Origin of the sequence: Acinetobacter sp. YH12126, from assembly GCF_013418745.1 — a bacterium.
Classification (GTDB): domain Bacteria; phylum Pseudomonadota; class Gammaproteobacteria; order Pseudomonadales; family Moraxellaceae; genus Acinetobacter; species Acinetobacter amyesii.
Window position 1 is genome coordinate 150,061 of sequence record NZ_VPBM01000002.1, and the last position, 14,178, is coordinate 164,238.

Below are 14,178 nucleotides of genomic sequence, written 5' to 3' on the forward strand. Positions count from 1 at the left end.
ACTGAATTGCAACTTTCGACCAAAAACACAACTCTAGGACGAGTAAATGTCACTACTGTTACAGATCACAATTTTCCTTGGCGCATCCTTATTGCTTGTCCCTTTGCTCAAGCGCTTTGGTATTGCAACGGTATTGGGATATCTGTTCACTGGTATTTTGCTCGGCCCCGATGTCTTTAACATTGCCAGTGATCCCCAAGCGATCCAAGATCTCGCTGAGTTTGGCGTGATCTTACTGATGTTCCTGATCGGCCTCGAACTCCGTCCACAGCGTCTATGGAGTATGCGTAGTTCTATTTTCGGCATGGGGAGTTTACAAGTCGGTCTGACCGGTCTTGTTTTAGCGCTAGGCAGTTTTTTTGCCTTACAACAAGGCATTGCAGCCAGTATCGTTATCGGTTTCGCTCTCGCTCTTTCTTCTACTGCCTTTGTCTTGCAGATGCTGAGTGAGAAGCAGCAATTAAACACCACCTATGGGCAACAATCCTTTTCGATTTTGCTGTTTCAAGATATGGCCGCGATTCCCCTGATTGCAGTCATTCCCCTGCTCGCAGGAACAGAATCATCACATCACGGAATCGCCTATTTCGCTGCAATCATTGCGACTTTTTCAGGCTTGTTTTTATTTAGTCGATACTTAATGCGGCCTTTTTTCCGCTTCGTCGCGAAAAGTGGTGCGCATGAACTGATCACCGCTGTCGGTTTATTTATAGTGCTGGGTGTCGTGGTGTTGATGGATGTACTTGGCATCAGTACCACACTCGGAGCATTTTTGACTGGCGTGCTATTGGCAGACTCGGAATTCCGCCATGAACTCGAAGCGAGTATTGCTCCATTTAAAGGGCTTTTACTTGGTCTGTTCTTTATGACCGTGGGCATGACCACGGAACTGTCGTTGTTTGTTGAAATGCCATGGTTCATTATCGGTGGTGCGTTGGCACTGATGCTCATCAAAATGGCGTCAGTTACCGCAATTGCACGTTATCTCAAAAATTCATGGCGCAACAGTATTTTACTGGCGACCTGTTTGGCTCAAGGCGGTGAATTTGCCTTTGTGGTCTTTAGTGTGGCGAAAAGTGAAAATGTCGTACAACAAGCCATTTTGGAGCCATTAACCCTCATCGTCACCTTGTCGATGGTGTTGACCCCTATGTTGTATTGGTTAATACAATCACAAATTTTGCCACGTTTTAATCCAAAAACCATTCCCGAATATGACGACATTCCGGATGAACATAATCCTGTGATTATTGCGGGCTTTGGACGTTTTGGACAAATCATTGCTCGTGTGGCGCATTTACAGCATTTGTCTTTTACCGCCATTGATAGCAACTTAGACAAAGTCGATTTCGTACGTAATTATGGTGGTCATCTGTATTATGGCGATGCCACACAACCAGATATTTTACGCGCTGCGGGCATTGAACATGCCAAAGTGTTTGTCCTTGCCATAGATGATATTGAAGACTCGATGAACGTGGCGCGTCATATTCGTCTGAATTACCCTCAGTTAAAATTATTGGTCCGCGCGCGTGACCGTCATCAGGTGCATTTGCTGCGTGATTTGGGGATTGAGCATATTTGGCGTGAAACCTATTTATCCTCTTTAGGGATGGCCTATCACATGCTGTGCGACTTAGGTATCAGCGATGGAGATGCCTATAAAAGTATCGAATTGTTCCGTGATTATGATGAAAAACTGCTGACTCAACAGCAGCAAATCTATACCGATGAACAAAAGATTTATGAAACGCATCGTAACGCTTTAGCTGAACTGGAACATTTGTTTGAAAGCGATGCGCAAGCCCGTGAAAAACCTACAGGTGTTGATTTACAACGCAGCTTACAGCGTCATCGTATTGATGTCACAAGAGATGATAATGAATGACTTGTGTTTTACAATATCGTCACCATTAAAGCAGGGTTATGGAGAATTTTATGTCAGATTTACGCCAACGCTTTTTTATTGAAGATAGCCCTGTTCGTGGAGAAGTGGTTCATCTTGAAGAAGCCCTACAAACGATTCTTGCACAGCGTGACTATGCACCTGCTGTACAAATTCTCTTGGGTGAAATGCTCAGCGCGACTGCCTTGTTGGCCAGTACCTTAAAAATTAAAGGTCGTATTAGCTTACAAATTCAGGCTGCAGGCACATTTAAATGGGCAATGGCGGAATGTAATCATCTCGGTGAAGTTCGCGCACTTGCCGATTATGAAGAAGACCCGCACTTTCAAGCCGCTGAAGACAGCAGCACGGTACTCAAAGCCTTGGTAAACCCAGTACTTTTCATTAATATCGAGCCTGAATTTGGTGAGCGTTATCAAGGGATTGTACCTTTAGACAAACCGACATTAGCGGGTTGCTTGATGCAATATTATGATCTATCTGCACAGATCCCAACACGTATCGTCTTAGCAAGCAGCAACAGCCGTTCAGGTGGTTTACTGATTCAATTATTACCACGTAACAACGAAGAAGAACAACGCCGTGTCGATGAAGACCTATGGCCACGTTTAACCATGCTGACAGAGACATTAAAAGCAGAAGAGTTAACGTCTTTATCCGCAAATGAAATCTTATATCGTTTATATAACGAAGAAGAAGTTCGTCTTCCTGAAACTGAGGCCTTAAAATTTGGCTGTACATGTTCAAAAGAACGCTGTGCGACAGCACTTGAACAAATCGGTGTTGCTGCAGTTCGTGAAACCTTAGAGTTTCAAAACCCAATTGAAATGGATTGCCAATTCTGTAATACAAAATATACCTTTACTGCAGAAGAAGCTTTATCCCTTTTTGGTCAACACCTTAGCTAAATCATTGCATGATTAAAAGCCTAAATCTAAGCATCCTTCGGGGTGCTTTTTTATTGTCCCGATAAAATTTAGACCTACTACTTTCTTGCGCTTAGTCGAATGGGTTCGAACTATAAAGCATCAACATGATCAGCTGTATTTGCGATCAATTTTTTTTCGAGTAGAATCGCGCCAGAAATAAAGTCAAAAAACCAACAAAGCTTTATTTTTTAATAGAAAAATAATGTAAAAAACTGGATAAAATATGAAACTCAAAACACTCGCTATTCCTTTAGCCATGTTCTGCTTTGGCCCAATAACAGCACATGCAGCAGACCTCGTCGGGACATGGAAAACCATAGATGACAAAACAGGCTATGCCCGTGCTGAAGTCCAAATCACCAAATTAAAAGACGGCAGCTATAGCGGTAAAATCACCAAAGTACATGCCATCCCTAACCGCCCTGTCACCACGATTTGTGAAAAATGCGAAGGTAAACTCAAAAATGCACCCTTAATTGGTTTACCGATCTTTTCTGGCTTTAAACATAATGCAAAAGAGAATGCCTATACCGATGGCAAGGTGATCGACCCACTTTCAGGCAATACCTATCAAGGTAAAGGGCAATTGAATGCGCGCGGCAATGTGCTGACACTTCGAGGTTATGTTGGAACCACGCTCCTCGGCCGGACGGTATCTTGGATCCGCGTCAACTAAAGCGGCCTTTTGGCTTTCATTGGCATGATAAACTCAACTCCAGACGAGTTCATCATGCCGATAACAATCTACTTTGAGATGAATTCCGACTATTTTACTAGTGCGTAGACGTTCAGCATAAACCTCATTTAGCGCCAACTCGTTCATGTTTTGGCTCAAAATATAAATACCAATTCTTAAAAAATCACTAGAATATTCATATTATTTCAGGCTACATTAAACCCATAATATTTTTATGCCTTTAAATTTTAGGCATCCGCTTTTTGTGTAATGTGGGTAATTATATGGTTGTTAAACTCCTCCCTTCTATCCTGTTCGGCATGTTCTCCATCTGCAGTTTATCCTCTGCTTTTGCAGCGATTGACCCCTTAGTGGGGACATGGAAAACCATTGATGATCGAACAGGTTATTCCCTTGCCGATGTGGTGATTCGTAAAGATAAGCATGACCTGTATTCGGCCACTATTATCCAAAGCCGAAGCGTACCGGGAACGGCAAATGTTTCGACATGCACGCAATGCACCGGTGCTCAGAAAAATAAACCCATGGTCGGTTTAACCACTTTAAGCGGCCTAAGCGCTGATCCAGAAAAGCCCAATGAATTTGTGGGTGGAGTGATGCTCGATCCCAAATCAGGCAAGCACTACAATGCACGCGCTCGTTTGATGAATAATGGCAAGCATTTGATCATCAATGGTCGTACTGAAGGCTCTGCAATTGGACGCAATGTCACTTGGGTCAAAAACTAAGCACGAGGCCTTTAAATCATTAAAGGCCTTTTTAACTTAAAAATTAGAGTAAAAACTCCATATTAAAGCAGCGTTTTAAAAAAATATGCCAAATACATCACAAACTATCACATTGATTTTGTAGGACTTTATATATAAATTAGGCAACTTACTCTAAAAACACAATTCTGAATTTTCAGGGGATGAAATGAAAAAAATATATCAACAATTATTTGCCGGAATACTACTTAGCACTTTGTCAGGATTGTCAATCGCTGCGGAAACCGATCCGCTAGTGGGGAAGTGGAAAACCGTCGATGACCGTACAGGATATTCGCGTGCAGACGTTGAAATTCGCAAAAAAGCCGATGGAAGCTATGAAGGCATCATTGTCACCACACGCAATGTCCCTGGCACTGAAAAAATGGGCGTCTGCTCGAACTGCCCAGGTGAATTGAAAAATAAACCTTTTATCGGCTTGCCATTTATTTGGGACTTTAAACAAGATCCAAAAAATCCACGTGAATTCCAAAACGGTAAAGTTCTGGACCCGATTGGTGGAAAAATCTATAAAGGCAAAGCAAGACTTAGTGCTTCAGGAAAACATTTAACTATACGTGGGTATGTTGGTGTATCTGTGATTGGTCGTAGTGTCACTTGGATAAAATATTAATTTTAAATGTGTTTTTAAAAGCCTCCTCGTGAGGCTTTTTTATTGTCATGTTTTGAAACAATAAGCTGCAGTTTGCCCCTATGACAGTTTGATGAACCCTTCTATATTGATTAAAACATGGTCAATATTTATACAGAGAGTATGCCAGACAATCACTATCAAACTTTAGGGATCGCCCGAGATGCTTCGGCAGATCAAATTAAAAAAGCCTATCGAAAATTGGCGCGTAAATATCACCCTGACGTCAGCAAAGAAGCTGATGCTGAAACGCGTATGCAAGCGATTAATGTTGCATACGACACTTTAAGTGATGCCGAAAAGAAAAAACAATACGATTTTGAACTCGATCATCCTCAAGGATTTGCTGGGTTTAATGCTGGCAACCAAGGTGGTTTTGACCAATCTCAGTTTTATCACCAATCGACGACTGATGGTCAGCATGCGGACTTTAGTGGATTTGAAGACTTGTTTGGTCGTTTTGGGCAAGGCTTTGGTGGCGGTGACTACCAGTATCAACGTGCAAACCGCCAAACCAAGAGCTTCCGTGGTGAAGACCAACACGCCAGTTTAGAAGTGGATTTAGAAATCGCATTTCATGGTGCAACGCAGAATATCACCTTACAGATTCCAAGCCTCAACGCCCATGGTGAGCCTGAAGTCCAACGTAAAACCCTGCAAGTCAAAATTCCTGCAGGTATGAAATCAGGTCAACAAATTCGACTCTCCGGCCAAGGGCAAGCTGGCTATAACGGTGGAGCCGCCGGCGATTTATACATTGAAATTTTGTATAAACAAACTGAGCAAATCCGTGTAGAAGGCGTTGATATTTTCCAACAACTGAATATCAGTCCATGGGAAGCCGCATTGGGTCAAAAAATTGCATTTACCAGTCCTGATGGCAAAACATTAGAACTACAAATTCCTAAAAATGCACGTACTGGTCAGCAGCTACGATTAAAGGACAAAGGGATACCAAATAAAACACCCGGACACCTTTACCTGATTTTAAATATACAGATACCAGCTGCACAAACCGAACAAGAGCAACAAGCATATGCGGCTTTTGCTCAAGCTTTTCCGTCATTTAATCCACGACAGTCTTAAGGAGAGCACCATGACAACAATTCATTATCGTGAAATTGTCTGTGACGGATGTAAACAGACTGAAATCGTAGACGAAAAAAGTAGTTTTGATCTACAACACTTTGCCTCTGCCTGTGGGCAAAGTCCAGAATGGGTTCTGCAACTACTCGAATACGATATTCTGCCTAGCCGTTCAGAAGACAGGATTCATCAATTTTTTGGCGATGATATATCTCGCGCACGGCGTGCGTATCGGCTTCAACGAGATTTCGATGCCAGTTTTACTGCGGTCGCTATGATGCTTGATTTAATTGACGAAGTTCAACAACTACGTCGCCAAGTCAAACACCAACAGTTTCATTCACATTAAATGTAATCATGAACGCTCTGCCTCGCAGGGCGTTTTTCTTTTCTTGTAGAGTTTGTCTTGTAGAGGAAGTGATCGACAACCATGAAAACACGAGATTGCAATAAAAAAGTCAAAAACATGTTTCCTGAGTACCGTGATTTGGTCTCTCAGTTACGTGATGAAAATCCATATTTTGCACGGATCTTTCAAGAACATGATGAGTTAGATCGTGAAATTATTCAATTGGAATTAAATCCTGTCAATCACCATAACACGGATATTGAGACCATTAAGCGTAAGAAATTAAAGCTAAAAGATGAAATTTATCGCTTGCTGAAAAGTAACGAAAATGATGATATCTCTTGAGATATCGATTCATGTATAGGGGATTTTTCATGATGCATGTCGTTCGCAGTACAACCCACAAGGCTACGCAATTGAATTACTAAGACCATAAGGATCGGTCAAATCGCGTTGTACTGCAGATTTTTAAAAAACAATAAAATCATGACAAAGGATTCATCATGCAAATACATCATGTGCTATTTGGAGCATTACTCAGTTTCAGCGGTCTGTTGCATGCCAGTGATATGACCGATGTTTGGAAAACAATTGATGACTAAGCAGGATATTCACGCGGCGATGTCACCATCGTCAAAAATGCCGACGGGACGTATAGTGGAACACTCACTGCAATACACCCGCTGCAGTACAAACCCTTGGTTGAAGTATGCTTAAAATGTAATGGCAAACTCAAAAATGGGTTTTGATAGGTTCCGAAATTATCAAAGAATTTAAACCAGACCCACAACATCCAAATCAATATAGCAATGGAACCGTGCTGGATCCCCTCTCGGGCAATGTCTATAAAGGCAAAGGCAAGCTGAGTGCAAATGGCAAACGTTTAACCATGCGCGGCTATATTGGCGTGTCTGCACTCGGACGTAGTACAACATGGATTCGTAATGATTAGCAACTAAACCCACCCATCAGAGAAACTGACGCGAACTATTTGAGTTTCGTCAGCTTCTCAATTTCTTTCATGGTTTTAACCGTACCTTTGACTGTGCCCTTCACCGTCTGTTTGATTGGTTCATAATCCATAAACCAAAACAGATTCATGTGTTGATCGCCGTGCTGCTGTGCCAACATATCAATCACGCTTTTTTCACCGCGCCCGACCAAATGCCGTCGATAAAAATAATACAGTAGTAAAATCGTGGTCATCAGCATGATGCCGAGCATGATCCAAAAACCGGTTGGCGATTTGAGTCCCGGAATAAACTCAAAGTTCATACCGTATATACCGGTTAATAAGGTTAATGGTGCGAAAATTGCCGTAATAATCGCCAGAATCCGCATATTTTCATTGGTTTGGTTAGCAACGGCTGAAAAATGCAGATCAATGGCGGCCTGCACGGCACTGCGTAATCGTGTGGTATGTTTTTGAATGCGTTCGATATGGCTGGTTAAATCATCTACGCGAACCAGCATGATATCCTGCTTTTCACTGCGCTTTTTACCTTTCAAATGCGGGTAATTATCTACAACTTCATCACGCAGTTCTTGCAAAGCTTCAATTTGCTCTTCACACAAATTTTCCACTTGCTGAAAGGCCATATTTTCCTGCAGCAGCTGATGCCACTTGGTAAAACGTCGATGGCCTTGCAGCAATTCTCGCTGCCAGAACTCGACACGGCGGGTCAAAGGAACACGTAAATCCAAGTATCCATCTACCATATTATTCAGTAAGCGCAATGCCAAATCTAAGGGTGTAATGGCTAATTTTCGTGGTTTATTTTGTTCATCAATCGGACGAGAAATTAAAGTTTCAATCCGTTGGATATAACTTTCAATGGCTTTGTTGCCTTTTTCGCGCACCGTGATCAGCACTTGGGGCGTGATCAAAAAACTGATCGGAGTGGTCGCCAAACCAAAGACCCGCTCATGCTTTTCAAGGGCTTCTGCACCTGCAACAATTTGATCATCGGGTGTGACCATTTTTCTAAAAATTAATAAATCATAATCATCGAGTGTGTCAAAAGCACAAGGATGCTCTAAATTTAAAATATCCCGCAGATGGTATTCATTGACCCGTAGATCTGATGCCTGAAAAATATCACTCTGCCATTGCTCTGGACGGTTGACGACATCTTCACGGGTACAATCAATCCAAATAAACTCAGGCTCAAGTTCAGGATGATGCTCACATTGCGCTTGGTCTTGCACATAGATATGCGCCGCTGTTGGATGCTGAAAAAAATAATAGGTTTGCATATCTCATTTATTATTGTGTTTACTTTTTGCATGATGCCATAAAAAAAGCCTTGAGCAAGTCAAAGTTCATACTCTGACTACACTCAAGGCTTTTGTGAATCCATTCACAGAGCCGAAACCCTGTGAATCAACAAACCATTAAGCTTGTTCGATGTCTTTCATAGTTAATTTGATACGACCACGGTTGTCGACATCAGCAACTTGTACTTTGATCTCTTGACCTTCAGACAATACGTCTGAAACGTTCGCAATGCGTTCGTTAGAAATTTGAGAGATGTGAAGTAAGCCATCAGTACCTGGAAGGATGTTTACAAACGCACCAAATTCAACGATACGGATTACTTTACCAGTGTAGATTGTACCTGGTTCGATTTCAGCAGTAAGCGCTTGGATTTTCGCAACAGCAGCAGAAGCAGCCGCTTTGGTTTCACCAAATACGCGAACTGTACCGTTGTCTTCGATATCAATTGCCGCTTTGGTTTCTTCAGTGATTTGACGGATTGTTGCACCGCCTTTACCAATCACGTCACGGATCTTATCAGGGTTGATGTTGATCACTTGGAATGTAGGTGCATGCATTGAAATTTCAGGACGAGCACGTGAAATCACTTGGTTCATTGCATTTAAGATGTGCATACGACCTGCATACGCTTGGTTTAATGCAACTTCCATGATTTCTTCAGTGATACCTTCGATTTTGATATCCATTTGAAGTGCAGTAATACCGTTTGCAGAACCGGCTACTTTAAAGTCCATATCACCAAGGTGGTCTTCATCACCCAAGATGTCAGAAAGCACTGCGAAACGTTCGCCTTCTTTCACAAGACCCATCGCAATACCAGCAACTGGCGCTTTAATTGGCACACCAGCATCCATAAGTGATAAAGAAGCACCACATACAGACGCCATTGAAGATGAACCATTTGATTCAGTAATATCAGATACGATACGAATCACGTACGGGAAGCGGTCAGCTGCAGGAAGAACAGCTTGTACACCACGACGCGCTAGACGACCATGACCGATTTCACGACGTTTAGGACCAGATTCACGACCAGTTTCACCTACAGAGTATGCAGGGAAGTTGTAGTGCAACATGAAGTTGTCAGTTTTCGTACCTGCTAATGTATCCACCATTAACGCATCACGTGTATTACCCAAAGTTGTTGTTACCAACGCCTGAGTTTCACCACGTGTAAATAATGCAGAACCGTGAGCACGGTCTAATACACCAACTTGTACGTCAAGCGCACGAACTGTTTTGGTATCACGGCCATCAATACGTGGCTTACCTGACAAGATATTGTCACGTACTGTACGGTATTTAAGGTCTTCGAATAATTCAGCTAAGTCGTCAGCGATACCATCAACGTCTTCTTCTGGAACGAATTGAGCAACAGCTTCAGCTTGAAGCGCATCAAGTGCTGCATAACGATCGTGTTTAACCGCGATTGTGTATGCTTCAGAGATTTTCGCTTCAAACGCTTCTTTTAATTTCGCACGAAGCTCTTCGTTTTTCGCAGGTGCAGTCCAAGTAGACTCTGTTGCACCAGCAGCTGCAGCAAATTCTTTAATCGCTTGGATCGCGATTTGCATTTCGTCATGACCGAACAATACAGCGCCAAGCATTTGGTCTTCAGAAAGTTCTTTCGCTTCTGATTCAACCATCAATACCGCAGATTCTGTACCTGCAACCACAAGGTCAAGGTCAGATTCTTTTAGCTGTTCGTGGTTCGGGTTTAGGATGTATTCACCGTTGATTAAACCAACGCGTGCACCACCGATTGGACCACGGAAAGGTGTACCCGCAATTGCAAGAGCAGCTGAAGTACCTAACATTGCAGCAATGTCAGCTTCCATTGTCTTATCAGAAGAAATAACAGTCGCAGTCACTTGAATTTCGTTGTAGTAACCTTCTGGGAACAATGGACGAATTGGACGGTCAATTAAGCGTGAAATAAGCGTTTCAGCTTCAGACGCACGGCCTTCACGTTTACCATAACCACCTGGAATACGACCTGCAGCATATTGTTTTTCTTGGTAGTTAACAGTCAATGGGAAGAAGTCTTGACCTGCTTTCGCTGTTGGCTGAGCAACAACAGCAACAAGAACTTGTACACCACCCATAGTGATGATCACAGTATTCGCTTGACGCGCAATACGACCTGTTTCTAGGACAACTTGATGCTGACCATATTGGAATTCTTTACGAATAATATTAAACATCGACATGTTTTATTTTTTCCTGATTTTATTCTAGTGGAGACCCCTAAGGTTTGGCATTCATTCAACGCCCCAAACGCTGTAACATAAATGACAAAGCTTAGAAGCCGACCTCACTAGAGATTAAAAACATTAATTTAAAATACTAATTTAAGACACAAAGAAGGAGCGAATCATCGCCCCTCCCCATTATCCAACCAAGGTTGGATAGACTTTAGTTTTCAGTAATACGGCACTTAGCATGCAATAGTCCGAAAATAAAAGTTTAAATCGAATTAACGACGTAAACCTAAAGCAGCAATCAATGCGCTGTAACGAGTAGCGTCTTTACCTTTAAGGTAGTCAAGAAGCTTACGACGTTGGTTAACCATACGAATAAGACCGCGACGGCTATGGTGGTCGTGTTTGTGCTCTTTGAAGTGACCTTGTAAATCATTGATTTGAGCAGTTAAAAGAGCTACTTGAACTTCTGGTGAACCAGTGTCGTTTTCAGCGCGAGCGAATTTTGCAATGATCTCTGCGCGATCTGCGTTTGTTAAAGCCATTCGATTTCTCCGAGATGCTTATAAAGTTAACTTTTGATACGAATCAACTGATAAATCAGCTGACTGCCGTGCATCACTACAGCAAGTGCATTATATTAAGGGAAAATCGTCTTAATTGCAAAAAGAGATGGCCGACTTCGTCAGGTTTTCATGACGACAATAGCGCCTTATTTTTCATCTCAATTTCATTATAATTTTTTTATATGTTTCGATACTTTATGCGACACAAAACCGCATATTTCTAACATGTTGAATACGATGTCATTGAATGAATTTTAAACTGATTTTTTGATATATTTTGCCACTCGATGTTTAGCATACAAAACTCAAACTGGAATAATTAAAAAAAAGCCCGAGCTGGGCTCGGGCTTTTTTGCGCTGTAGTTTCTTCTTTTTTAGTTATTGTTTTATTATTTATTGTTTTATGTGGCGCTTTTCCGCGTCCTTATGTTAAACATTCCATGTTTTAACTTGCACTTCCTTATGTGGTAGATTTTGCCACAACGGCTGTTAGATAAAAGTCGTATTTTTCGTATCTATATGTAAGCTTTTTCGTACATCGGTTAAGCTCTATTTCTTTTCTGTTACAGCATATAGGCATTTCTTATTTTCTATACATAAAAAAGCCTTGTAGTCTCTCCCAAAACTACAAGGCTTAGCGGCTGTAAGTTTCCTATTTCCTTACTTCACTGTAAGTTCGCTGTCTTTTGACGTTATTCTTATACTTTTGCGATTTTACTCAACCATCCGTGTTGAGTTCTTTTTCTGTGAAGTCATCTTCTCAAAAAGCTCTAAGAAGCTCTATGCGCAAATCTCCTGAATCAATGTAAGCTATTTCTTACAAAATACGGTACATTTTTCCCAGGCTTTACAAAGATAGGTGATTGTTAATTTTTTCTAACAAACCACTAACTCGTGCTGTTCTTTTTATAAGCGCTTTTGCCAATGCATCTTTTGCAACAAGTAAACTCACCACTTTTTTCGCACGAGTGATGGCGGTATAAATCAGCTCTTTACTCATCATTTCGGTTGCATGATTTTCCAAAACTACCGCCGTATGGGTAAATTCAGAACCTTGAGACTTATGTATGGTCAAGGCATAGGCGGTTTCTATACTTTTAGGTAGCCGTGTTGCCACAACCCATTTATCCAAACTTGGAAAATAAACCTCAAACTGCGACTTTTCCGTCATCGGTCGTTTTAAGCAAATCCCGATATCACCATTTGATAGTCCAAGTTGATAATCGTTATAGGTCATCATGACTGGACGACCGACATACCAATCCCCTTGTTTCAACACACCCAAGGCATTTAAGACCCGTAGCTCAATCTGCTGATTGAGTTCGTGTAAGCCTAATTTTCCATGTCGAATGGCCGATAGAATCCGATAATCATCAAAATAGCGAATCAATTGGGCTAACCAATCTGTATATTCAGCGGGTTGCTCTGGCCATTGTTTTAACCATGCCACATAGGGCTGAAAACCATACATCAGTTGATCATAATATTTTGCCCAATGTGCCGCACTGTTCGTGGCTTCGGGGAGATATTGCAACTGAATCACATCGCTCATATTCGGTGTCAGTTGAATCGGCTGAAGTTCGGATGCAGATACCACCTGATGTTCGAATTTCGCCAGAACTTCTGTGGTTGTTTGCTGCTGTTCTTGTTGTTGAATAAAACGAGCAAACTCACCAATGGCTGCACCCTGTACAAAACGACGGCTGGTCTGTAAATGGGTACGGTTGGCTTGTAAGGCATCGACATCCTGAAGATTAGCCAAAACTGCACCAACATCGACCGAAGCCAACTGTTCTGCATCCCCCAATAGAATCAGCTTACTGTGTTGAGGGATTGCCGCGAATAGCATCTGCGCCAAACTTAAGTCCAACATAGAGGCTTCATCGACCACAATGACGTCATAGGGTAAGCGTTGACGTTCATTAAACCGCGGGATAGCGCGCGTCCCTAATCCCAATAGACGATGCAAAGTTATAGGTTTCAGTTGTTTATGAATAATCGAATAATGCTGCAATGCAGGATCTTTAAACGCTGCTTGTAAGGCTTCCTCCATTCGCTGCGCCGCTTTTCCTGTCGGCGCTGCCATCGCAATTCTTATATTTGGATTTTGCTCATTCAACACGGCAATAATCCGTGCCAAGGTATAGGTTTTACCTGTCCCAGGCCCACCGGTAATGATATTAAAATTGTGCTGACACACCATGTGCAGTGCTTGAATCTGATGTGGATCGGTCAGTAAATCCTTTTCAATATTCAGCATCTGCGTTTGATTGAGATTTTGCTCTGTTTGCTGTTTTAAACGTGCAACTTGCTTGGCTAAAGCATTTTCTAGTGCCCAATAGCGATAAAGATAAAGTCGCTGTGAATCAAAAATAAAAGGCGCAACAGGTGTTTTTTCAGCTTGCTCGTGCTGAACCATCTGAGCCAAACATTGAATCTGCGCATCTTCGGCCAAAATACAACTATCGCCTTTTTCCACGGCTTGCATCAATTGTTGAATTAACTGATTTGCAGCAGGATGACTGGCCTGATCGGGTAAATAATGTTGGATTAAATAGTCAATCCAATCCGGCAAAACCGCATCTAAATCAGCTTTTTCTTGGGTATTTTGGGGAACTAAAACCTGCGTTTCTACAGTATTTTCTTGTCCCGCGTGCAAAGGCTGTGCTGATAAGGCTTTTTGATCATTTTCCACACAGTTATCCTCAAACTTATCCACAATGTAACTTATTGTTTCAGCGTGAATATTTTTATCTTTTTCGTGCTTA

13 protein-coding genes are annotated in these 14,178 nt (G+C 41.9%); 9 read left to right on the forward strand and 4 right to left on the reverse strand.

All coding sequences use genetic code 11. The features are described 5' to 3' along the window. Window positions 1-46 precede the first annotated feature (46 nt). The 9 genes from FTU62_RS00775 (at window position 47) to FTU62_RS17305 (ending at window position 7,317) form a co-directional block, all read left to right on the forward strand. Window positions 47-1,888: a monovalent cation:proton antiporter-2 (CPA2) family protein gene (locus FTU62_RS00775; RefSeq protein WP_180101498.1), complete on the forward strand. Its 1,842-nt coding sequence runs from the start codon at window positions 47-49 to the stop codon at window positions 1,886-1,888. 50 nt (window positions 1,889-1,938) lie between these two features. After that, window positions 1,939-2,814, forward strand: a complete 876-nt coding sequence (gene hslO, locus FTU62_RS00780; RefSeq protein WP_111885623.1) for an Hsp33 family molecular chaperone HslO — start codon at window positions 1,939-1,941, stop codon at window positions 2,812-2,814. 244 nt (window positions 2,815-3,058) lie between these two features. After that, window positions 3,059-3,511, forward strand: a complete 453-nt coding sequence (locus FTU62_RS00785; RefSeq protein WP_180101500.1) for a DUF2147 domain-containing protein — start codon at window positions 3,059-3,061, stop codon at window positions 3,509-3,511. Between the two features lie 284 nt (window positions 3,512-3,795). Beyond that, on the forward strand, window positions 3,796-4,260 hold the full coding sequence (locus tag FTU62_RS00790; protein WP_180101502.1) for a DUF2147 domain-containing protein: 465 nt from the start codon (window positions 3,796-3,798) through the stop codon (window positions 4,258-4,260). 187 nt (window positions 4,261-4,447) lie between these two features. Continuing rightward, a complete protein-coding gene (locus FTU62_RS00795) occupies window positions 4,448-4,912 on the forward strand; it encodes a DUF2147 domain-containing protein (RefSeq protein WP_078192815.1) in 465 nt (154 codons plus the stop codon). Window positions 4,913-5,053: 141 nt separating this feature from the next. Then, window positions 5,054-6,016, forward strand: coding sequence for a DnaJ C-terminal domain-containing protein (locus FTU62_RS00800; RefSeq protein WP_180101723.1), 963 nt, complete (start codon window positions 5,054-5,056; stop codon window positions 6,014-6,016). A 10-nt stretch (window positions 6,017-6,026) separates the two neighbouring features. Next, window positions 6,027-6,365, forward strand: coding sequence for a chaperone modulator CbpM (locus FTU62_RS00805; protein ID WP_111885626.1), 339 nt, complete (start codon window positions 6,027-6,029; stop codon window positions 6,363-6,365). Between the two features lie 81 nt (window positions 6,366-6,446). Then, complete coding sequence (locus tag FTU62_RS00810) at window positions 6,447-6,710, forward strand: YdcH family protein (RefSeq protein ID WP_180101504.1); 264 nt, start codon at window positions 6,447-6,449, stop codon at window positions 6,708-6,710. 400 nt (window positions 6,711-7,110) lie between these two features. Then, entirely contained in the window at window positions 7,111-7,317 is a 207-nt protein-coding gene (locus FTU62_RS17305; protein WP_180066201.1) for a DUF2147 domain-containing protein, read from the forward strand. A gap of 35 nt (window positions 7,318-7,352) precedes the next feature. On the opposite strand, the gene FTU62_RS00820 is transcribed toward FTU62_RS17305, so the two are convergent. The 4 genes from FTU62_RS00820 to recD form a co-directional block, all read right to left on the reverse strand. Next, window positions 7,353-8,621: a magnesium transporter CorA family protein gene (locus FTU62_RS00820; RefSeq protein ID WP_180101506.1), complete on the reverse strand. Its 1,269-nt coding sequence runs from the start codon at window positions 8,619-8,621 to the stop codon at window positions 7,353-7,355. 138 nt (window positions 8,622-8,759) lie between these two features. Next, window positions 8,760-10,847, reverse strand: a complete 2,088-nt coding sequence (gene pnp, locus FTU62_RS00825) for a polyribonucleotide nucleotidyltransferase (protein WP_111885640.1) — start codon at window positions 10,845-10,847, stop codon at window positions 8,760-8,762. A 272-nt stretch (window positions 10,848-11,119) separates the two neighbouring features. Beyond that, on the reverse strand, window positions 11,120-11,389 hold the full coding sequence (gene rpsO, locus FTU62_RS00830; protein ID WP_067761248.1) for a 30S ribosomal protein S15: 270 nt from the start codon (window positions 11,387-11,389) through the stop codon (window positions 11,120-11,122). Window positions 11,390-12,257: 868 nt separating this feature from the next. After that, window positions 12,258-13,985 carry an exodeoxyribonuclease V subunit alpha gene (gene recD, locus FTU62_RS00835; protein WP_257223030.1) on the reverse strand — a complete coding sequence of 576 codons (1,728 nt, stop codon included), beginning with the start codon at window positions 13,983-13,985 and terminating at the stop codon, window positions 12,258-12,260. Between the last annotated feature and the right edge of the window lie 193 nt (window positions 13,986-14,178).

Coding starts and splice junctions, on each gene's coding strand:
- FTU62_RS00775 (WP_180101498.1), top strand. CDS start 47: ATGTCACTACTGTTACAGATCACAATTTTCCTTGGCGCATCCTTATTG.
- hslO (WP_111885623.1), top strand. CDS start 1,939: ATGTCAGATTTACGCCAACGCTTTTTTATTGAAGATAGCCCTGTTCGT.
- FTU62_RS00785 (WP_180101500.1), top strand. CDS start 3,059: ATGAAACTCAAAACACTCGCTATTCCTTTAGCCATGTTCTGCTTTGGC.
- FTU62_RS00790 (WP_180101502.1), top strand. CDS start 3,796: ATGGTTGTTAAACTCCTCCCTTCTATCCTGTTCGGCATGTTCTCCATC.
- FTU62_RS00795 (WP_078192815.1), top strand. CDS start 4,448: ATGAAAAAAATATATCAACAATTATTTGCCGGAATACTACTTAGCACT.
- FTU62_RS00800 (WP_180101723.1), top strand. CDS start 5,054: ATGCCAGACAATCACTATCAAACTTTAGGGATCGCCCGAGATGCTTCG.
- FTU62_RS00805 (WP_111885626.1), top strand. CDS start 6,027: ATGACAACAATTCATTATCGTGAAATTGTCTGTGACGGATGTAAACAG.
- FTU62_RS00810 (WP_180101504.1), top strand. CDS start 6,447: ATGAAAACACGAGATTGCAATAAAAAAGTCAAAAACATGTTTCCTGAG.
- FTU62_RS00820 (WP_180101506.1), bottom strand. CDS start 8,621: ATGCAAACCTATTATTTTTTTCAGCATCCAACAGCGGCGCATATCTAT.
- pnp (WP_111885640.1), bottom strand. CDS start 10,847: ATGTTTAATATTATTCGTAAAGAATTCCAATATGGTCAGCATCAAGTT.
- rpsO (WP_067761248.1), bottom strand. CDS start 11,389: ATGGCTTTAACAAACGCAGATCGCGCAGAGATCATTGCAAAATTCGCT.